This window comes from Staphylococcus nepalensis (genome assembly GCF_014635045.1).
Classification (GTDB): domain Bacteria; phylum Bacillota; class Bacilli; order Staphylococcales; family Staphylococcaceae; genus Staphylococcus; species Staphylococcus nepalensis.
Genome location: NZ_BMCF01000005.1, coordinates 177,983 through 199,862 on the forward strand (window position 1 = coordinate 177,983; position 21,880 = coordinate 199,862).

Below are 21,880 nucleotides of genomic sequence, written 5' to 3' on the forward strand. Positions count from 1 at the left end.
CCATTAATCACGACAACTAATAATTTTGTCTCAATAAAAAAAGCACTTTCTACCCACGGCAAAAAGTGCTTGAAAGATCTAAAAATCTTCACGTTCAAGTCAATTTTAGCCTCGGTAGGATCATTTTTAAGTTATCGCTAACTCCTACTGTCTTAGGTAAAATAATACATTAACCAATATAACTGGTTCAATGTGGTATGTCAATACATTTTTAAGGGGACAGGGTAGAAATCATTTCAAAATGATTTCGCCGTCCACCTCTGGCAAGTAGAACGAGAAAAAAGAGTACAAGTACTATGTTCTTTCATAAATGCTACTAACTCAACAGATTAAGCATTGGCACTTTAAAATCTTAATAAAGCACATTTTCTTTTTAGTCATCTATTGCCAATATAATATTCAACTCTGAAACATTATTTATATCTCAGTATTTTCATTTATATATAAGATTATAGTTTGAAACTAGAAGTATCAACTTTAACTCCAGGGCCCATTGTTGTCGTAACAGCAACAGATTTGAAGTAAGTACCTTTAGCTGAAGATGGTTTGGCTTTAGTTAACACATCTTGTAATGCTTTGAAGTTTTCAACAAGTTTGTCCGTATCAAATGATACTTTACCAATTGAAGCATGCACAATACCTGCTTTTTCAGCACGATATTCTACTTTACCTGCTTTGATTTCTTCAACTGCTTTTGTAACATCCATTGTTACAGTTCCAGTTTTAGGGTTTGGCATTAAACCTTTAGGTCCTAATACACGACCAAGTTTACCAACTTCGCCCATCATGTCTGGTGTAGCTACTACTACGTCAAAATCGAACCAACCTTGTTGGATTTTTTGAACATATTCACCTTCACCTACGAAATCAGCACCTGCTGCTTCTGCTTCAGCTGCTTTATCACCTTTTGCGAATACTAATACACGTTGTGATTTACCAGTACCGTTTGGTAGCACTACTGCACCACGGATTTGTTGATCATTTTTACGTGTATCAATTCCTAAACGGAACGCCACTTCAACTGATGCGTCAAAGTTTGCGATACTTGTTTCTTTAGCTAACTCAACTGCTTCTTCAACACTATAGTGTTTTTGGCGGTCAATTTTATTAGCTACTTCTTGAAATCTTTTACTTTTCTTAGCCATTTCATGTCCTCCTTTAGTGGTTTTAGCGGAATTTCCTCCCACATTTACTTGCTTTTGCAAGTTAAGAGCAGATAACAGAGAGGTTGCAAAATTGTATTTTATATCAGGAAACATTTCCTTAATAAACGACACGCTTCCTCTTATTACGACAATATTGAACGCTCTGATCCTGTTTGTCATTTCTGTCATCTGCTTCATCGTCAATCTATGTTTTTAGTTAATTTTTAAAATTATTGAACTGTGATACCCATACTACGTGCAGTACCTTCGATAATACGTACAGCTGCTTCTTCGTCTGCAGCATTTAAGTCTTGCATTTTTTGGTTTGCAATTTCACGTACTTGATCTTTAGTTACTGTAGCAATTTTATTTTTGTTAGGTTCACCAGAACCTTTTTCAACGCCAGCTGCTTTTTTAAGTAGTACTGGAGCCGGTGGTGTTTTTGTAATAAATGTAAATGAACGATCTTCATAAACACTAATTTCTACCGGAATGATTAAACCTGCGTCTTCTTGTGTACGTGCATTGAATTCCTTACAGAATCCCATAATGTTCACACCTGCTTGACCTAATGCTGGACCAACGGGTGGTGCTGGGTTCGCTTTACCTGCAGGAATTTGTAATTTAACAACTTTTTCTACTTTTTTAGCCACGATGTGCACCTCCTTGATATCGTGATGTGGTCACAGGACTGAGTTTTGTCCTCCCACTCTTCTACATTTCGTGACGAAATGAACGCTCTATGAGCGCGACCACAGTATTATAACATTGTCCTTATATATAAAGCAAGAGTAAAGCGTAACTTTTTATATAGCTCCCCTAATCATTTTAATGATAAGGGGGCTTAATGCATGAGCTCTAGCTCGGGCGTTCCTCTAATTACGTCATTAAAATGATTGGATAGCCTTAATGCATATAAAGTAACACTTCTTGCTTCAACAAGGTTAGTGTTACTTATACAAGTGCGAGCGCACTTGTATAGCTTTACTTTAACAAATCCTTGAAAAGAACTTTATCCGTTAATATATGCTTTTCGCTATATTTGTTTAGCTATAATTTTTCAATTTGATCAAATTCTACTTCAACCGGTGTTTCTCTACCAAACATGTCTACAAGAACTGTCAATTTGAATTTATCCGCTTCAATTTCTTGAACTTCACCCACTTGGTTCGCAAATGGACCAGATTTGATTTGAACTTGTTCACCTAAATCTAATTCAACATCAATTGTTTTTTCTTTCATGCCCATTTGTTTCAAGATGAAACGTGCTTCCTCAGGTAATAACGGATTAGGTTTTGATCCAGCACCTGCTGAGCCAACAAATCCTGTTACTCCTGGTGTATTTCTTACAATATACCATGATTCATCGGTCATTATTAATTCTACTAAAACGTAACCGGGGAACGTTTTTTTAGTTAATGTTTTGGCTTTACCATCTTTAACTTGTGTTTCTTCTTCTTCTGGTATAACCACTCTGAATATCAATTCAGTCATATTCATAGATTCTACACGTTTTTCTAAATTCTTTTTAACTTTGTTCTCGTAACCAGAATAAGTATGCACAGCATACCAACGCTTTGCGCCAACTTCTTCAGACATGTCGTCACTCCTATCTATTTAATTAACTCTATAATTCTACCAATTCCTAAATCTAAAACATAGAAGAACGCTAAGAAAAATACTACCGTTGCTACAACGATGACAGTATATTTAAACAATTCTTCTTTCGTTGGCCAACTTGTTTTTTCCATTTCTGACTTTACGCCTTGAAAGAAATTTTCTTTTTTAGCCATTAGCAATACCTCCGTATTAATTCGTTTTTTCCTCATTTGCTTATTCATACGACAAATTAAGCAAATACAATACTCACAACTTAAATTGGAAGGATATATTTACTCAATTGCTCCATCTAATATACCGATGATTATTTCGCTTCTTTATGCAATGTATGTGCGTTACATCTCGGACAATATTTTTTTAATGTCAATCTAGATGTAAGGTTACTTTGCTTGGGCACATTATAGTTTCTATTCCCACATGCTTCGCAACTTAACGGTACTTTTTTCATATAACTTCACCTTACTCATTATAATACCAATCTACTATACATAACATCGCTGTCTATTGTCAATCTTCCACCATTGCTTTCTATCAATCCATATAGTCACTATCGCACGCTAAATAACTTAGGTAGTAAAATGAAATTTATTTCAAAAAATGTCTCAACTTTATTTTACATCTATGTATTGTATTGTAAACTACTTTGACATCGACACATAAAATAGTCGCTATTTCACACGGTTTATAATCTTTCAAAACATATCTTATAATAGTTTGTTCGAGTTCTGTTAATTTATCAATGTTTTGGTACAGCGTAGATACTATTTCTTTTCTTAAAACAATGCCATCTATCATGTGTTGCTGTCTTAACATTTGCTCAGTTATTAAAAATTCATTTTCTAATAATTTTTGACGTTTTAAGTTTATTAATTTTTTTCGTATGTAATCATTTTTGGTGTTTTTAATAATACGATTTACATAATGCGCTAATGGTGTTTCTTTTGAAAAATCAAATTGGCTGAGTGCTTTGAATACTTTAAACAGTATTTCTTGTTGAAGATCTTCTTTATCGTTAGGGTGTATTGAGAAATGATTTAAACTTTTCCAAATATACGGCTGCATTTTATCTAACAACTCGATTAATGCATTCGCATCATCCAGTGTATTATTTAAAATAGTTGTAGATTCTGGTTGGCATATCCTTTGTAGCATATTTTAAATCCTTTCCTTAGATTAAGGATAGCATACAAAGTTCCTTACAAAAAAATCAAGGGGACAATCTCTTTATTTATGATTGTTCCCCCTCCTTATTTTTTCAAATTCTTCTAAAATTTCGTTAGACAGCTCGATTCGAGTCCTAGGCTTACGCTCATTAAAGCCGTCAAGCTTTTTCGATACTAAAATCTCGTTTTCCCTTAGGTCACGCCACATCTCTCTTGAAGATATACGATATGCACCTGCGCCAAATATAGCGTGTTGTTCACTCATGTCGCTCGTTACAACTGTAATGTGCCTCGTATGTTTGTCATATAAATCATACACATATTTTTCAATAAAACTATCTGCTGTTTCTTTTTCTTTAGTGAATATAATCTTTACACCATGATACATATACTCCGATCCTGTACCAGATTGCTCATAAGCATCAAACACACATACGACTTCATCAGCTATAACTGCATTGTAATTTGCAATAGCCGTCAATAACTGGTCTCGAGCTTCTTCTAAATTTTCTTGCGCTATTTGACTTAATTCTTGCGATTGGCCAATCATATTATAACCATCAATAATTAAGTAACGATCTTTCATGATTTATCTCCAATCTGGTTACGTTTACGATACACTTCGTACATCATTAGACTTGCTGCAACAGAAGCATTCAAACTATTTACATGGCCTACCATTGGAATATTAATATAAAAATCACATTTGTCTTTAATTAAACGACTCATGCCTTGGCCTTCACTTCCAATAACGATTGCCAAAGGCATGCCAGCGTCCATTTCACGGTAATCTGTTGCGTTTTCAGCTTCTGTGCCCACTACCCAATAGCCGTTGTCCTTTAATGTTTCAATCGTGTTCGCTAAATTTGTAACCCTCATCACCGGGACATGTTGTATTGCTCCTGTAGAAGCTTTTGCAACTGTTTGAGTCAGTGAAACCGAGCGTCTTTTAGGGATAATCACACCGTCAACGCCAGAGGCATCAGCAGTTCTCAAGATTGAACCTAAATTATGAGGATCTTCAAGTCCATCTAAAATTAAAACTGTAGATAGTTTTTCATTTTCTTTTTGCTGTGCCAGAAACGCATCGAAATCCGCATATTCGTACGGTGCAATATACGCAGCGACACCTTGGTGAGGGGCGTCAGACAATCCATCTAATTTAGATTTTGGCACTGATTGTACAATGATTTTATTACTATTTGCTTTTTTTAAAATTTCATTTATTTGTCCTTTTTTTACGGTGTCTTGAATTAAAATTTTATTAATTGTATGCCCAGAAACAATGGCTTCTTTTACGGCATGACGGCCTACGATAACAAGTTCTTCCAAAGTCTCACTACCTTTCATCTATACTTTTCACAATATGTTCAAGCAATGTTGTTAAACGGCTTTGATCTTTTTCAAGATATAAAAAACCAATGATTGCTTCTAACCCTGAACTTTTTCGATACGTTTGTATGTCTGTATTTTTCGCCTTCGTATAACTCTTCGCATTTCTTCCACGGCGAACAATATCTAATTCTTCTTCGGTAAACCAGTTGCTTTCTAACAAGCATTCAAGCGATTGTGCCTGGCTTTTCGCAGACACGTAACGCTTGGCTTCTTGATGTAATCGATTAGGTTTAGCTTTTAATTTCAATATAATATACTCTCTCACAAATTGGTCTAAGACCGCGTCCCCCATATATGCCAAAGTCAATGGGTTTAACAATTTATTATCCATATTAGCCACGTTTAAATCTCACGCCTTGAGGTGTGTCTTCCAAAATAATATTTTGTGCTTTCAATTGATCGCGAATTTCATCTGCACGTGCAAAATCTTTATTTTTTCTTGCTGTGTTTCTTTCTTCGATTAAAGCTTCAACATCTTCGTCTAATAATTCGTCACTTGTTTCTGGTTTTAAAGGTACACCTAATACATCACTAAAAATTTGATATACTGTTTTAAATCGTTCAATCACTTCAGTTGACGTTGTATTTTCTAATACATATTTATTAGCTAATTTTGTCAAATCGTACCAAGCTGTAATGGCATTAGCTGTGTTAAAGTCGTCATTCATAACGGTTTCGAACTGTTCTAAAATCTGGTTGATTTCTTCTATATAATTATCTTGAGCTTCGATATTTGTGGCAATCGCTTCACGTTCCTCGATAGCTTGGTAACTATTACGGATACGTTCTAAACCACTTCTAGCAGCACTAACAAGTTCCATATTATAATTGATTGGGCTTCGATAATGTACACTAATCATGAAAAATCGTAATACATCTGGATCAATTTCTTTAATAATCTCGTGTACTAACACAAAGTTACCTAGGGATTTACTCATTTTTTCGTTGTCAATATTAATAAACCCGTTATGCATCCAATAGTTGGCGAATGGCGCATGGTTATGGGCTTCAGATTGGGCGATTTCATTTTCATGATGTGGAAATTGTAAATCAGTACCGCCAGCATGAATATCTATCGTCGCACCAAGTTCATGGTAAGCCATAACAGAGCATTCAATATGCCAACCTGGTCTACCTTTGCCAAATGGACTGTCCCAACTAATTTCATCAGGTTTTGCTTGTTTCCATAATGTGAAATCTAGCGCATCTTCTTTTTGCTCGCCTTGCTCAATGCGTGCACCTACTTTCAAATCATTAAGGGATTGATGACTGAGTTTACCGTAATCTTCAAATTTACGTGTTCTAAAATACACATCTCCACCACTTTGGTAGGCATAACCTTCTTCTACAAGTTCTCCTATAAACTTAATAATGTCATCCATATGATTCATTACTCTTGGGTTTGAAGTTGCTTTTTTCACATTCAAAGCGCCAACATCTTCGTAAAATGCATCGATATAACGATTAGCGATTGTGTTAACAGGTTCATTCAATTCTTTCGAGCGCTTAATCAATTTATCATCTACATCAGTGAAATTTGAAACATAATTTACTTCATAACCTTGGTATTCAAGGTACCTTCTCACAACATCATAGTTAATTGCTGGTCTGGCATTACCTATATGGATGTAATTATATACAGTTGGTCCGCAGACGTACATCTTAACCTTACCTGGTTCTATAGATTTAAACGTCTCTTTTTGACGCGTTAACGTGTTATATAATGTAATCATCTTGAATCTCTCCATTTCTTGTTTTCTCAAGTTGTTTCTCTAATTGTTTTAATTGTTCATAAATCGGATCTGGTAAATTACGATGGTCGAATGTCTTACCAATTCTTCTACCATCTTGTTTAACAATGTGTCCTGGTATACCAACGACTGTAGAATAGCTAGGCACCGAATTCAATACTACTGAATTCGCCCCGATGTTTACATTCGAATTAATTTTAATATTACCGAGTACTTTGGCGCCTGCTGCTATCAGTACATTATCACCTATATCAGGGTGACGTTTTCCTTTTTCTTTACCAGTACCACCTAAAGTAACGCCCTGATAAATTGTAACATTATCACCAATTCTGCATGTTTCTCCAATAACAACGCCCATGCCATGGTCGATAAATAAACGTTTCCCAATTTGGGCGCCAGGATGAATTTCGATGCCAGTAAAAAAACGTGAAATTTGTGAAATTAATCTTGCTAATATATATCTTTTCTTTTTGTATAAAGCGTGTGCGATTAAATGACTCCATACTGCATGTACGCCCGCATATGAAGTGACTACCTCTAAAGTAGTACGTGCAGCTGGGTCTTGTTCAAACACCATATTTATATCGTCTTTTATTCTTTTTAATATTTTAAACAAGGTTGCGACCTCCTTATTAAAAAAGCACCTCTAACATTAATGTTAGAGGTGCTTTGCACGGTTCCACTCTTTTTTTAAAACAAGCTGCTTGTTCATTAAGTTAGCAATAATCTAACATGGTAAAACAACTTATATTAACTCATTAAAGTTATTCAGTTCATTATTCTAAAGGTGCATTCAACAATTTCCATGATGTGCTCGCAGCAGCCGCACACTCTCTTGACACATTCCATTGTCTACTAATCCTTTAGTGTATTCAATTATAATCATAGGTGCTTGATTGTAATTTTTCAAGTATTATCTATTTGATACAATTTACTTATAATCAGCATTAAACGTATTTTTTTAAGCGATTCAATACTTTATCTTTACCTAATACTTCGATTGTATTTGGTAACTCTGGACCATGCATTTGTCCTGTCACAGCTACACGTATTGGCATAAATAATTGTTTGCCTTTAATACCTGTCTCTTTTTGAACTTCTTTAATTGTTTTTTTAATTTCTGCCGCTTCAAAAGGTTCTAGTGCTTCTAATTTGCCATATAAATGGTTCATTAATTCTGGCACTTGTTCCCCATTGATGATTTCTTGCTCATCTGCTCCTAATGTTTGTTCATCACGGAAGAAAATTTCAGATAACGGAACAATTTCGCCAGCGTAACTCATTTCTTTTTGATAAAGAGCAATCAGTTTACGTCCCCATTCTTTATCTTCTTCAGATGGGTTTTCAGGTAATAAATTCGCTTTAACTAAGTGAGGAAAAGCAAGTTCAAAGACTGTTTCAGTGTCTTTTTGTTTCATATATTGGTTATTAATCCAAGCTAATTTTTGTTTGTCGAAGAATGCAGGTGATTTAGATAATCGTTTTTCATCAAAGATTTTAATGAATTCTTCTTTAGAATAAATTTCATCTTCACCTTCAGGGGACCAACCTAATAATGTAATAAAGTTAAATAACGCCTCAGGCAAATAACCCAAATCGCGATATTGCTCAATAAATTGTAGGATTTGGCCATCGCGTTTACTTAATTTTTTACGTTCTTCGTTTACGATTAGTGACATGTGTGCAAATCTTGGCGCTTCCCAACCAAACGTTTCGTAAATCATTAATTGTTTGGGTGTATTTGAAATATGGTCATCTCCACGAATAACATCTGAAATTTCCATCAAGTGGTCATCAATTGCTACTGCAAAATTATACGTTGGCACGCCGTCTTTTTTCACAATAACCCAATCACCCATATTATTTGAGTCAAATGAAATTTCACCTTTCACCATATCGTCAAATGCATATGTTGTATCTTTTGGCACTCGGAAACGAATCGAAGGTTGGCGTCCTTCTGCTTCAAATTGTTGGCGTTCGTCTTCTGTTAAATGTGCATGTTTACCACCGTAACGTGGCATTTCACCACGTGCAATTTGTTGTTCACGTTCTTCTTCTAATTCTTCTTCAGTCATATAGCATTTATACGCTTTATCTTCATCTAACAATTGTTGGATAAGTGGGTTATATATTTCAGCACGTTCTGACTGGCGATAAGGCCCATAACCTTTATCTTTATCTACAGACTCATCCCAATCAATACCTAACCATTTTAAGTTATCAAATTGTGAAGATTCTCCATCTTCTAAATTACGTTTACTATCCGTATCTTCTATACGAATTACAAAATCTCCATCATAATGTTTAGCAAATAAATAGTTAAATAATGCAGTTCTTGCATTACCAATATGCAAATAGCCTGTTGGGCTTGGGGCATATCTAACTCTTACACGATTACTCATTATGTTCACTCCTGTTTAATAATTTTTCACGATTTTAATCTTATATTTTCAGCTTAACTGCGCACACACATAAAAAGAATTCAACCTATGTTACTACACTTTTCAAATGTGCCTAACAATAAGTTAATATAAAAGCATTCAAAGCGTGTTGCTCATTTGCTTATTTATGATATCATAGCTCATCATTTTTTAAAGCATCACTATACTAAAAACAAACGTATGACGCCCATTAAATTTCAAGTTTATAATTCTAAGTACAGTAATACAATTTCGCTATCTATTGTAGCACTTTAAAGATGATTATGATATCACTGTGCTTAAATTAAAATGCTATCTGAACAATTTTTTGAAAATATTGCTCATAATGAAAAGGTTTCATGTGAAACTGTAACTTTTTTAGCTACAATATCAAATGAAACCCGCTTTTTAATTTCAGTATATTTTTTTAGCAAAAATAATGCGTCCGGATGAAGTTTGCAACAAACTTACTACTTCTAAATCAATATATTCACCGATATATTTTTTAGCGTTATCTACAACTACCATTGTACCGTCATCTAAATACCCTACTGCTTGACCAGCTTCTTTCCCCATCTTAGTCAACAACAAGTTAAATCGATCGCCTTGATGTACGGTTGGCTTAATTGCTTCTGATAAGTCGTTCACATTCAACACTTGAACACCTTGTATATGACAGACCTTATTTAGGTTGAAATCTGTAGTAATAATTTGTGCTCTATAATGCAATGCCAATTTAATTAACATTGCATCTATATCACTATGCGATTTTGTTGGATGTATAATGCGCGTAGGGTGCTTTCCATCATGCAAAGCATTGAGCATATCTAAGCCTCTTTGCCCTTTTTCTCTCTTTACACTATCGTTTGCGTCTGCAATTACTTGCAATTCATTAATTACCCCTTGTGGAATTAATATTTCACCGTCTATAAAACCACATTTCAAAACATCTAAAATACGCCCATCAATAATGGCACTCGTATCTATGATTTTAGGCATTGCACTACGTGTATTCATTGACACAGATCGCGCCATATTTTCAGGTAAAAACAATAGCATTTCATCGCGTTTGCGTAGACCAAATTGAAACCCTAAATACCCCAAGATAATCGTGATAATAATAGGTACAAAATGATTTAAAACATTGTTACCAATAATTTGGAAAATAAATGATATCATAACTGAAATAAGTAACCCTATAATGAGTCCAATTGTGGCGAACAATATTTCAATTGCGCTTTGACGCATAATCATTTGTTCTAGTTCTTTCAATGCTAATGTTACTTTTTTAATAAACCAACCAAAGATTACAAATATCAGTACAATCCCTAGTAGCCCATTGAAATAATTATTTGTTAGTAGCGTGAAATGCCCCAAACCAGCATCTGTAATAATTTCTGGTATAAGATACACGCCTAAACTTGCACCTAATATAATATAGCACAAGATTACAATGAGTCTTATCATGTTCAAATGTTAACGCTCCTTTCACATGAAAGCTATTTTGACTATATAAGCCAGTTACATGTTGTATCATTAAGTGATATTAATGCTTAGTTAAAGCATATTTTAAAGCCTCATGTACATTTTTAACACCAATGACTTTAATACCGCTAGGGAATTCCCATCCACCAATATTGGATTCAGGAATAATAATACGTTTAAATCCTAGTTTTTCCGCTTCTTGTACGCGTTGTTCGATACGAGAGACGCGTCTTACTTCTCCCGTCAATCCAACTTCACCAATAAAGCAATCCAATCCGTCTACAGTTAAATCTTTAAAACTAGACGCCGTGGCAATAACAATACCTAAATCAACAGCAGGTTCTGTTAATCTGACGCCACCTGCTACTTTAATATAAGCATCTTGTTGTTGAAGCAAATAATTTTCTTTTTTCTCTAAGACAGCCATCAATAAACTTAATCGATTATGGTCTATGCCTGTAGCCATACGTCTTGGGTTGTTAAATGTGGTCGGTGTCACTAATGCTTGTACTTCTATGAGCAATGGTCTTGTGCCTTCCATTGTCGATACGATTGTTGACCCAGGAACATTAGTAGAACGCTCTTCCAAAAACATTTCTGAAGGGTTTTTCACGCCTTTCAATCCACTCTGCTTCATTTCAAAAATACCCATTTCATTTGTCGAACCAAAGCGATTTTTAACTGCTCTTAAAATACGGTAAGCATGATGCTCATCACCTTCAAAATAAAGTACTGTATCCACCATATGTTCTAATAAACGTGGACCTGCAATTTGCCCTTCTTTAGTTACATGACCAACAATAAAAGTTGGGATGTTTAATTGTTTAGCAATATTCATTAAGCTCTGTGTACTTTCTCTTACTTGAGATACTGAACCAGGCGCAGAGCTGATTTCAGGATGAAAAATAGTCTGTATAGAATCAACTACAAGTAAATCTGGTTTCAATTGTTTAACCGTTTCATGTATCACTTCTAAATCTGTTTCCGCAAACACATTTAAATTACTTGAATCCTCTTCTAATCTATCTGCTCTTAACTTAGTTTGATTTAACGACTCTTCACCTGTTATATATAAAACGCTTTTACTTTGTGATAAAGCAGCACAAATTTGTAGTAATAAGGTCGATTTACCAATACCTGGGTCGCCGCCAATTAATACAAGCGAACCGTTTACAATGCCGCCGCCAAGTACTCGGTTAAATTCTGCTGAGTTGGTTTTAATACGTGGTGTCGTCTCATGTTTAATTTCATTTAGTTTTTGTACTTTCGCGCTATTTTCACGACTTCGAACCCCATGTTTTGGGCTTGTCGATTTTTGTTCTATAATTTCTTCCATTTGGTTCCAACCACCACAGTTGGGACATTTGCCCATCCATTTTGGTGATTGATAACCACACGCCATACATTCAAAAATCACTTTCTTTTTGGCCAAAACTGCACCTCCATCTTTATTGAACAAATCTATTTTATACCTCTGTCTAATTAAAAACAAACTTTATTTATATTCGATTCATTTCGATATTTATTGTTTCTTGGCCTTTAATTTTATATTATAGCATGCACTTCAATAGATTAATGTTAAAGTCTATTTTTTAAATTAACACTATTATATATTCAGTACTATTAATATGATATAGGTGATTAAAATTTTTGACTAACATACGATGATGTTTCGTTTATTAACATTTTAGTGATACTTTTTATAAAAGAAGCGCTCCCCAAGTTGCATTTGCATACTTGAGAAGCGCTATTCATACTTGATATCACTTTAATAACTCAATCTTATGAATCAGAAGTCTCTTTTTCTTTTTGATCTTCTGTTCTATCTTTAATATCGTATTTATATTCTTTACCGTCATAATCGATATAAACATTTTTACCTTCGATTTGGTTACCATCCAAGATTAACTCACTTAAGTTATCTTCGATTGTTTTTTGAATTTCGCGGATAAGTGGTCTAGCTCCGTATTCTGGATCATAACCTTCTTCTGCAATTCTTTCTTTCGCTGCATCAGAAACTACGATATCAATATCTTGTTCTGCTAAGCGATCTGTTAATTTATTCACCATCATAGTCACAATTTCTTTCAATTCATCTTTAGAAAGTTTGTGGAATACAATAATGTCATCAACACGGTTTAAGAATTCTGGGCGGAAAGCATTTTTCAATTCTTTCATCATTGTTTTACGGATTGATTCATAATCTTGCCCTTCAGATGCGCCGCCAAAACCTGCAAAGCGTTGATCTTGCAGTTCTTGAGCGCCAACGTTGGAAGTCATAATAATCACTGTATTACGGAAATCTACTTGACGTCCTTTTGTATCTGTTAAGTGTCCATCATCAAGCACTTGTAACAAGATGTTAAATACATCAGGGTGTGCTTTTTCAATTTCATCGAATAGTATAACTGAATATGGTTTACGTCTAACTTTTTCAGTTAATTGTCCACCATCATCATGACCTACATAACCTGGAGGTGCCCCAACTAAACGGCTCACAGCATGTTTTTCCATAAATTCACTCATATCTACGCGAATCATTGCATCATCTTCACCAAACATGGATTCTGCTAATGCACGTGCTAATTCTGTTTTACCTACACCTGTAGGGCCTAAGAAGATAAAGCTACCAATTGGACGTTTAGGATCTTTCAATCCTGCTCTAGCACGTCTTACTGCTTTACTGATAGAAGTAACTGCTTCTTTTTGGCCAATAACACGTTTGTGTAACGTATCTTCCAAATTAAGTAGGCGGTCTGATTCTGTTTCATTAATTCTAGTTAATGGAATACCAGTCCAACCTGCAATAACTTCTCCAATATCTTCTTCAGACAATGATGTGCTTGCACCGTTTTGAGCGTTTTTCCAATTATTATTCGCTTCTTCATATTGTTTTTCTAATTTAGTTTGTTTATCACGTAAATTTGCTGCATTTTCAAATTCTTGTGCGTGTACAGCAGCATCTTTTTCATTTTTAACTTGTTCAATTTCTTGCTCTAATTCTTTCAAGTTAGGTGGCGTTGTATGACTTTTTAGTCTTACTTTAGAACTTGCTTCATCAATTAAATCAATTGCTTTGTCTGGTAAGAAACGGTCTGACACATAACGATGACTTAATTTCGCAGCAGATTCTAAAGCTTCATCTGAAATATTAATGCGGTGATGCGCTTCATAACGGTCACGTAAGCCTTTCAAGATTTCAATTGTATCTTCGACTGTTGGCTCGTCCACTTGAACTGGTTGGAAACGACGTTCTAGTGCTGCATCTTTTTCAATGTTTTTACGATATTCATCCAGTGTAGTTGCACCAATACATTGTAGTTCGCCACGCGCTAACGCTGGTTTTAAAATATTAGATGCATCAATTGCGCCTTCTGCACCACCAGCACCAACTAAAGTGTGTAGCTCATCAATAAAGAGTACAACATTGCCTGCTTGGTGAATTTCTTCCATAACTTTTTTCAGACGTTCTTCGAATTCACCACGGTATTTCGTACCAGCTACTACTGTTCCCATGTCTAGAGACATCACGCGTTTACCTTTAAGTGTCTCTGGTACTTCGTTGTTAACGATTGCAAGTGCTAAGCCTTCTGCAATTGCTGTTTTACCTACGCCCGGTTCCCCAATTAAGACTGGGTTATTCTTAGTACGTCTACTTAATACTTCGATAACACGTGTGATTTCTTTATCTCTACCAATCACAGGGTCTAAAGTACCATCATTTGCGATAACTGTTAAGTCACGAGCAAGACTGTCTAGTGTTGGTGTGTTATTAGATTTATTTGCTTGTGCGTTTTTATTGCTCATTTCAGGGCTACCTAAAGCTTTAACAACTTGCGCACGTGCTTTAGTAATATTTAAATCTAAATTAGCAAATACGCGTGCTGCAACGCCTTCATTTTCTCTAATTAGACCAAGCAAGATGTGTTCTGTTCCTACAAAATTATGATGTAGTTTTCTTGCTTCATCCATTGATAACTCAATCACTTTTTTAGCGCGTGGTGTGTAGTGTAAAGCACCCATTTGTTCTTGGCCGTGACCAATTAATTTTTCAACTTCTGTCACTACTTTTTCTTCAGTAATATCGAATGATTCTAATACTTTTGCTGCAATACCTTCTGGTTCTTTCATTAAACCTAAAAGTAAATGTTCTGTTCCAATATTTGAATGATTTAAGCGAATCGCTTCTTCTTGAGCATGTGCCAATACGCGTTGTGCACGTTCTGTCAGTCTACCAAATAACATAGCATGACCTCCTAATTTATATGTTCTCTTAATATATCTGCTCTTTTTTCATTAACTGCTCTATCATCTTCATCATCTAACAAGAATGGTGATTGAATTGCGACCATTAACTCATTAAATTTGAAGTCTTCTAAATCAATATAGCCTAAATCTATACCGAGTTTCACTTCACTTAATCTAAATGACGCTTCTTCCATAGATATTAGTCTACTATATTTTAATATTCCTAACGAACGATATACTCTATCTAATGTTTCAATTTCATTATGCTTACTGAGACGTTCGCGAATTTGCATTTCTTCGTTAATAATTTGTTGCACAACTTCAGTTAAACTTTCGATAATTTCTTCTTCTGTTTTACCAAGTGTAAGCTGATTAGAAATTTGATAAATATGACCATATACTTGAGAGCCTTCACCGTAGATACCTCTTATAGTAAATCCAAAGCGATTGATTGTTTGAGCGATTCTATTCATCCGCTTCATAATCGTTAGGCCAGGCAGATGTAGCATTACACTCGCTCTCATACCAGTCCCTATATTTGTCGGGCAAGTTGTTAAATAACCAAGTGTTTCATCAAAGCTAACATCTAGTTCACTATCGAGTGTATCATCTATAGAAGAAGCCTTATCATATAATGTTTGCAATGATAGGTCATTTCCCATAGCTTGAATGCGTATATGATCTTCTTCATTTACCATAACACTTAAAGATTCATCATCATTCAAAAGCACAGCTGAAGCAGGCTGCTTTATTAACTCTGGGCTTATAAGATGTTTCGCTACAAGTTTATACTTACTCTGTTGATCCAAAGTGTCTAATCTCTGTATAAACATATCAGGAAGCGCATCTTGTACCTCATTTATTACTCTATAACCATCTTGTTCTGAAGGAAACATCAAAGGATGAACATGATTTTCTAAATTTCTAGCTAATCGGAGCCTTGAGGACATCACAATTGGACTCTCTTCCTCATCTCTCATCCACTCACTAATATGAGTACTAATATCATTTTTACTCATCATGTTTCACCTCGCTGTCTTCTTTTAATGCTTTAATTTCATCTCTAACAATTGCAGCTTCTTCAAAATTTTGTTCTTCAATCAATTGATTTAAATAGTTTGTTTTTTCTTCTATTTGTTTTTTTAACGCTAACTTTCTGTGTGAAGAGCGTGGTGTTTTTCCAGTGTGTTCAATTTGACCACCTTGTACACGTCGTACAATATCAACAATGTCATCTTTAAATGTTGCATAGCAGTCTGCACAACCAAATTTACCGACATGTGCAATATCTTTTAACGTCATTTGACAAGTAGGACATCTTTTCTCTTCTTTAAAAGCTATTTCATCGAAATCAATACCATGTTTAGCTGCTAAATGCTGTAATATTTGCTTTACAACAAAGGCACCCTCAATATCATCTTGTGACTGCATTTGCTGATTTTGAGTCCAAGGATTACCTCCTTGTGCACATGTGGAACATACCCATCTTTCATGTATACCGTCTTGTCCTTTAACCGCTAACTTAACTTCCGCTTCATTTAAATGACAATTTTCGCACAGCACGACTAAACACCTCTCTTTAATAGTAATTTATCACATGTAATACGCGTTTAACTATATTAGCACGTATGATATCTCTTGATAATACATCCATTTTCAATGTTTCTCTATCAATGACCGCATAAATCATCTTCGCTTCCCGTTCGCTAAGATATTCTTTATCTAATAAGCCATCTATAATGTAATAGGCTTGTTGTTGTGAAATAGACGGTCCTATTAATTGAAGTAAATGGTTAATGTAACCTGTTTCGTCTTTATTTTCAATTTTAGTGATTCGAATGTAGCCGCCGCCACCTCTTTTACTTTCTATTTCATAGCCGTGTTCATTAGTGAATCGTGTTTTGATCACGTAATTTAATTGAGAAGGCACACAGTCAAAACGCTGTGCAATATTTGCACGCTGAATTTCAACAACATCTTCATTGGCGTCTTCAAATAATTTTTTAATGTATTGTTCTATGATGTCGGACATGTTATGCATGATTATCACCTCTTTTGACCTTCTTTGACTATATTATATGACCAACTTTGACCTTTTTCAACCAATATGTTTTAAAAATTTTCATTTTATGCATGTAAGAAATCTCCCATTTATTGTATTATAGGAGTTAAGAAAAAATTTAAAGGGATGAAATTATTATGCATATTATCATTGGTTTAATTGGGATTGCAGTTTTTCTTGCATTAGCTTTTCTCTTTAGCTCTGATAGAAAAAATATTCGTTGGCAATACATTGGCCTATTACTCGTCATACAACTTGTATTTGCGTTTATACTATTAAAAACAAAATTTGGTATTACTGTCATTGGTGCCATTTCAGACGGCTTTAACTATCTACTAGCTAAAGCTGCAGAAGGCGTCAACTTTGTTTTCGGTGGGTTTGAATTTGTGGATCCTAACAATCCACCATTCTTCTTCAATGTCTTATTACCAATTGTTTTTATTTCAGCACTAATTGGTATTTTACAATATACAAAAATATTACCGTTTATTATTAACTATTTAGGATTAGCTATTTCTAAAGTGAATGGGATGGGACGCTTAGAATCATATAATGCAGTAGCAGCAGCAATTTTAGGACAATCAGAAGTATTTATTTCGCTAAAAAAAGAATTAGCGCATATTCCTAGACAACGCCTTTATACATTAACTGCTTCAGCCATGTCTACTGTATCAGCTTCAATCATTGGCGCGTATTTCACATTAATTGAACCACGGTATGTTGTTACAGCAGTCGTTTTAAATTTATTCGGCGGTTTTATTATTGCTTCTATTATCAATCCATACAAAGTAGATGTTAATGAAGATAAATTAATCGTTGAAGACAGTGAAACAGAGAAACAATCTTTCTTTGAAATGTTAGGGGAATACATTTTAGATGGATTTAAAGTCGCTGTAATCGTAGGTGCAATGCTAATTGGTTACATAGCCATTATTGCTTTACTCAATGGAGTTGTCAGTGCTATTTTCACAGCAGCTTCAGGTGGAAGTATTACTTGGGACTTCCAAACTTTCATTGGTTTCATATTTGCACCATTAGCCTTCTTAATTGGTGTGCCATGGAGCGATGCCGTTCAAGCTGGCTCGATTATGGCAACAAAATTATTGTCAAATGAATTCGTTGCTATGCAAAGTTTAAAAGAAGTTAAAGACATGAGCGAACATGCTAAAGGCGTTATATCTGTATTTGTTGTCTCATTTGCTAACTTCAGCTCTATCGGAATCATTTCAGGCGCAATTAAATCACTTAACAACGAAAAAGGAGATATGGTAGCGCGTTTTGGGTTGAAACTTTTATTTGGTGCTACACTCGTTTCATTTATTTCTGCTGCAATCGCAGGTTTCTTCATCTAAATGAAATTAAGATAAAACAGGTCGATTCTTATATATACAAGAATCGACCTGTTTTTATTTGGTTTATTTTAAACTTTTTCACTTAGTGTTGTTTTCACAATATGATTAATGAAATATCGTGTTATACGGTAATCATCTGTTAACTCCGGATGAAATGAGACACCTAAATAGCGTCCTTCTTGGACTGCTACAATCTTTTCTCCGATTTTGCTTAAGATGGATACATTTCCATGCACTTCTGCTATATGTGGGGCTCTAATAAAGACGCCTTCTATATCAGCAGCAACATCTTTAACATCTAATTCACTTTCAAAACTATCTACCTGTCTACCGAAAGAATTTCTTTGGACTGAAATATCTAATTTGTTGAGATAGCCTTCTTCTCCAACGATATCTTTTGCCATGACAATGAGCCCCGCACACGTTCCAAACATAGGTAAATCAGATTGTTGTAATGCTTCTTTAAAACCATACAAATTCATTAGTCGGCGCAATGTCGTTGATTCGCCACCAGGTAGTATTAAACCATCAATATCTTTTAATTGTTCTACATGCTTAACAGCGATGCCTTCATGACCGCTTAGTTCAATATGTTTTAAATGCTCTCTTACAGCCCCTTGTAAGGCTAAAACACCTATTTTCATATTACCAACCACGCTCTTGCATACGTTCTTCTAAGGATAAGTCATTAATATCTAAACCTTTCATCGCAGTACCTAATTCTTTAGCTAAACGTCCAATTAATTCATAGTCTTGGTAGTGTGTTGTAGCTTGTACAATTGCTTTGGCAAATTTTTCAGGGTCTTCTGATTTAAAAATGCCTGAACCAACAAATACACCATCAGCCCCCAATTCCATCATTAAAGCTGCGTCTTGTGGGGTTGCAACACCGCCTGCAGCAAAGTTTACAACTGGTAACTTACCATTTTCTTTAATTGATTTTAACACATCATACGGCGCGCCAATATTTTTGGCTTCAGTCATAATTTCGTCGTCATTCATCACTGTGATGCGATTCACTTCAGCGTTTACTTGTCTAATATGTCTAACGGCTTCAACAATATTACCTGTACCTGGCTCGCCTTTTGTACGTAACATAGCAGCTCCTTCGCCTATACGACGTGAAGCTTCCCCTAAATTGCGACAACCACAAACAAATGGTACTGTAAAGGTATCTTTACGCAAGTGGAATTCTTCGTCTGCTGGTGTTAAAACTTCTGATTCGTCGATATAATCAACACCCATGGCTTCAAGCACACGTGCTTCTGTTATATGACCAATACGGCCTTTTGCCATTACTGGTATAGATACTGCATTCATCACTTCTTCTACAATTTTAGGATTTGCCATTCTAGCAACACCGCCTGCAGCTCTTATATCAGAAGGCACACGTTCTAATGCCATTACTGCAACTGCACCTGATTCTTCTGCAATTTTCGCTTGTTCTGCATTAACGACGTCCATAATAACACCGCCTTTTTGCATTTCAGCCATTCCTCTTTTAACTCTTTCTGATCCTGTAAATTTAGACATCTTATTTACCCCTTTACTTAGTTGATTAAATTCATTTTAAAAGATAAACTGGTATTTAAAAAGGTACACTTTCAAAATAATTTAGGAGGTCAGTTTATTGTCTAAAAATCATCTCTATGTCAATTTATATGAAACTTTGAAACAACAAATCATAGAAGGTCAATATAAATCTGAAGATAAGTTTCCATCTAAACGTGCGTTGGGACAACATTTATCAGTAAGTAACACTACGATTGAACATGCCTATCAACTTTTATTAGATGAAGGGTACATTTATTCTAAACCGAGGTCGGGTTATTTTGTTTCTGATATTGAAACGCTTCCTATCATTCCTACAAATATCAATCATGCACATCAGATATTTAGCTCAAACGAAAACTTCCATAATCCAAAACCAGATTACGATTTAGCGTTTAATATGTCTGAAATTGATACAGAATACTTCCCAATGAAACAATTTAGAAAATATGCTAAAGATGCTTTTGAAGATGATGAACTCGATCTTCTGCTACATGCAAGTTTCAAAGGGGAAATCTCATTAAGACAAGAAATTGCGCATTATTTATTTAATAGTCGTGGTGTTACTTGCCATCCTGAACAAATTATTATTGGTTCTTCGACTGAGCAACTTATCAATCTTTTAACAGATATTTTAAGTAACGGCAAATTTTTAATAGAAAACCCTAGTTATCCCCCTATTAAGCAAGTATTAGATAAAAAACAAATAACCTACCTTCAAGTCCCGGTCAGCCATACAGGGATAGAAATAGATTATTTCCAAAAATCAAATAATAATATTGCTTATGTCACACCTTCTCATCAATTTCCAACAGGTTATGTGATGAGCTTAAAAAAACGCACACAACTTATAAATTGGGCACAACAAAGTGAAGGTAGATATATCATTGAAGATGATTATGATTCAGAATTTCGATATTTTGGGAAACCTATTCCTGCCTTACAAAGTTTAGATACTAAAGACAAAGTTATTTATATCAGTACTTTCTCCAAATCACTGTTCCCAAGCTGTAGAATAGCTTATTTAGTATTGCCGAATAAATTATTATCAACTTATAATCAATTAAATAACAAGGAAGGTAATACAGTTCCTGCTCACACGCAAAAAATAGTAGCAAATTTTATGAAATCCGGTAGTTTTGAAAGACATTTAAATAAAATGAGAAATGTATATAGACATAAATTAACGACTATTTTAAATGCATTGATGCCATATCAATCTCAGTTAAAAATAGACGGTGCTTTAGCAGGTATGCACTTTACATTAACTGTAAAAAACAGTCTCACAATGAAACAATGTCTAGAGAACGCCAAAAAAAACAAATTAAAAATCATACCTTTTAGTCAATATGACAATAACCAAAATTCAGTAAAATTTATTTTAGGATTTGGTGGGATACCTATATCTCAATTAAAAGAACATACAGATGCGCTTATTAAATCTTTAATAGTATAAATTAGTATCATTTAAATAATAGATTAAAAATTCTTTCTTTTAAAATGTCACTTTTCTTTTTATGCAGTTAATGGAACTTATACATGAGCTGAGGGCTCATGTATTTCTCACTTGCACGCTTTCCTTACTCACTTACCACTTGTAAGCTCGTTTCGTCTTTCGCTTAGTTCGTCAGCTTCAAACGCTTTCTCATGACAATCGTTTTTCAGTGCTTCACACTGGTAGTTAAGCT

Annotated in this window: 22 protein-coding genes and 1 other annotated feature; of the genes, 2 read left to right on the forward strand and 20 right to left on the reverse strand. The window is 34.8% G+C overall.

What is annotated here, in order from left to right; genetic code table 11:
- Positions 1-27: 27 nt before the first annotated feature.
- Positions 28-175, reverse strand: a sequence feature (ribosomal protein L10 leader region).
- Between the two features lie 274 nt (positions 176-449).
- The 18 genes from rplA to IEU88_RS09245 form a co-directional block, all read right to left on the reverse strand.
- Positions 450-1,145, reverse strand: a complete 696-nt coding sequence (rplA, locus tag IEU88_RS09160; protein ID WP_096810922.1) for a 50S ribosomal protein L1 — start codon at positions 1,143-1,145, stop codon at positions 450-452.
- A 230-nt stretch (positions 1,146-1,375) separates the two neighbouring features.
- A complete protein-coding gene (rplK, locus tag IEU88_RS09165; RefSeq protein ID WP_096810923.1) occupies positions 1,376-1,798 on the reverse strand; it encodes a 50S ribosomal protein L11 in 423 nt (140 codons plus the stop codon).
- 397 nt (positions 1,799-2,195) lie between these two features.
- Positions 2,196-2,744, reverse strand: a complete 549-nt coding sequence (nusG, locus tag IEU88_RS09170; protein WP_019468574.1) for a transcription termination/antitermination protein NusG — start codon at positions 2,742-2,744, stop codon at positions 2,196-2,198.
- 14 nt (positions 2,745-2,758) lie between these two features.
- Positions 2,759-2,938, reverse strand: a complete 180-nt coding sequence (gene secE / locus IEU88_RS09175) for a preprotein translocase subunit SecE (protein ID WP_103372870.1) — start codon at positions 2,936-2,938, stop codon at positions 2,759-2,761.
- Between the two features lie 131 nt (positions 2,939-3,069).
- Positions 3,070-3,213 carry a 50S ribosomal protein L33 gene (rpmG, locus tag IEU88_RS09180; protein WP_096810925.1) on the reverse strand — a complete coding sequence of 48 codons (144 nt, stop codon included), beginning with the start codon at positions 3,211-3,213 and terminating at the stop codon, positions 3,070-3,072.
- A gap of 137 nt (positions 3,214-3,350) precedes the next feature.
- Positions 3,351-3,917: a sigma-70 family RNA polymerase sigma factor gene (locus tag IEU88_RS09185; RefSeq protein ID WP_103372871.1), complete on the reverse strand. Its 567-nt coding sequence runs from the start codon at positions 3,915-3,917 to the stop codon at positions 3,351-3,353.
- A 72-nt stretch (positions 3,918-3,989) separates the two neighbouring features.
- Positions 3,990-4,514, reverse strand: coding sequence for an NYN domain-containing protein (locus IEU88_RS09190; RefSeq protein WP_096810927.1), 525 nt, complete (start codon positions 4,512-4,514; stop codon positions 3,990-3,992).
- The gene (rlmB, locus tag IEU88_RS09195) at positions 4,511-5,260 is read right to left on the reverse strand and encodes a 23S rRNA (guanosine(2251)-2'-O)-methyltransferase RlmB (RefSeq protein WP_096810928.1); all 750 of its coding nucleotides are present in this window, start codon (positions 5,258-5,260) and stop codon (positions 4,511-4,513) included. Before rlmB ends, IEU88_RS09190 begins: the two co-directional genes overlap by 4 nt.
- A gap of 7 nt (positions 5,261-5,267) precedes the next feature.
- On the reverse strand, positions 5,268-5,654 hold the full coding sequence (locus IEU88_RS09200) for a Mini-ribonuclease 3 (RefSeq protein ID WP_096810929.1): 387 nt from the start codon (positions 5,652-5,654) through the stop codon (positions 5,268-5,270).
- Between the two features lies 1 nt (position 5,655).
- Positions 5,656-7,056, reverse strand: coding sequence for a cysteine--tRNA ligase (gene cysS / locus IEU88_RS09205; RefSeq protein ID WP_096810930.1), 1,401 nt, complete (start codon positions 7,054-7,056; stop codon positions 5,656-5,658).
- Positions 7,040-7,681, reverse strand: a complete 642-nt coding sequence (gene cysE / locus IEU88_RS09210; RefSeq protein ID WP_096811242.1) for a serine O-acetyltransferase — start codon at positions 7,679-7,681, stop codon at positions 7,040-7,042. Before cysE ends, cysS begins: the two co-directional genes overlap by 17 nt.
- 340 nt (positions 7,682-8,021) lie before the next feature.
- Entirely contained in the window at positions 8,022-9,476 is a 1,455-nt protein-coding gene (gene gltX, locus IEU88_RS09215; protein WP_103372872.1) for a glutamate--tRNA ligase, read from the reverse strand.
- A gap of 432 nt (positions 9,477-9,908) precedes the next feature.
- Positions 9,909-10,967, reverse strand: coding sequence for a PIN/TRAM domain-containing protein (locus IEU88_RS09220; protein WP_103372873.1), 1,059 nt, complete (start codon positions 10,965-10,967; stop codon positions 9,909-9,911).
- Positions 10,968-11,040: 73 nt separating this feature from the next.
- Positions 11,041-12,411 carry a DNA repair protein RadA gene (gene radA, locus IEU88_RS09225; protein ID WP_096810933.1) on the reverse strand — a complete coding sequence of 457 codons (1,371 nt, stop codon included), beginning with the start codon at positions 12,409-12,411 and terminating at the stop codon, positions 11,041-11,043.
- Between the two features lie 350 nt (positions 12,412-12,761).
- Entirely contained in the window at positions 12,762-15,224 is a 2,463-nt protein-coding gene (locus IEU88_RS09230) for an ATP-dependent Clp protease ATP-binding subunit (RefSeq protein WP_096810934.1), read from the reverse strand.
- Positions 15,225-15,235: 11 nt separating this feature from the next.
- A complete protein-coding gene (locus IEU88_RS09235; protein ID WP_170006919.1) occupies positions 15,236-16,246 on the reverse strand; it encodes a protein arginine kinase in 1,011 nt (336 codons plus the stop codon).
- The gene (locus IEU88_RS09240) at positions 16,239-16,790 is read right to left on the reverse strand and encodes a UvrB/UvrC motif-containing protein (protein WP_096810936.1); all 552 of its coding nucleotides are present in this window, start codon (positions 16,788-16,790) and stop codon (positions 16,239-16,241) included. The genes IEU88_RS09235 and IEU88_RS09240 overlap by 8 nt, the downstream gene beginning before the upstream one ends.
- Before the next feature lie 16 nt (positions 16,791-16,806).
- Entirely contained in the window at positions 16,807-17,268 is a 462-nt protein-coding gene (locus IEU88_RS09245; protein ID WP_096810937.1) for a CtsR family transcriptional regulator, read from the reverse strand.
- 158 nt (positions 17,269-17,426) lie between these two features.
- On the opposite strand from IEU88_RS09245, the gene IEU88_RS09250 reads away from it, so the two are divergent.
- Positions 17,427-18,641 carry a NupC/NupG family nucleoside CNT transporter gene (locus IEU88_RS09250; protein ID WP_096810938.1) on the forward strand — a complete coding sequence of 405 codons (1,215 nt, stop codon included), beginning with the start codon at positions 17,427-17,429 and terminating at the stop codon, positions 18,639-18,641.
- A gap of 68 nt (positions 18,642-18,709) precedes the next feature.
- Here IEU88_RS09250 and pdxT read toward each other — a convergent pair whose 3' ends face one another.
- Both pdxT and pdxS read right to left on the reverse strand, forming a co-directional pair.
- Positions 18,710-19,285 carry a pyridoxal 5'-phosphate synthase glutaminase subunit PdxT gene (gene pdxT / locus IEU88_RS09255; RefSeq protein WP_096810939.1) on the reverse strand — a complete coding sequence of 192 codons (576 nt, stop codon included), beginning with the start codon at positions 19,283-19,285 and terminating at the stop codon, positions 18,710-18,712.
- Position 19,286: 1 nt separating this feature from the next.
- On the reverse strand, positions 19,287-20,174 hold the full coding sequence (pdxS, locus tag IEU88_RS09260; RefSeq protein WP_103373378.1) for a pyridoxal 5'-phosphate synthase lyase subunit PdxS: 888 nt from the start codon (positions 20,172-20,174) through the stop codon (positions 19,287-19,289).
- Between the two features lie 97 nt (positions 20,175-20,271).
- On the opposite strand from pdxS, the gene pdxR reads away from it, so the two are divergent.
- Entirely contained in the window at positions 20,272-21,648 is a 1,377-nt protein-coding gene (gene pdxR, locus IEU88_RS09265; RefSeq protein ID WP_096810941.1) for a MocR-like pyridoxine biosynthesis transcription factor PdxR, read from the forward strand.
- Positions 21,649-21,880: the final 232 nt, after the last annotated feature.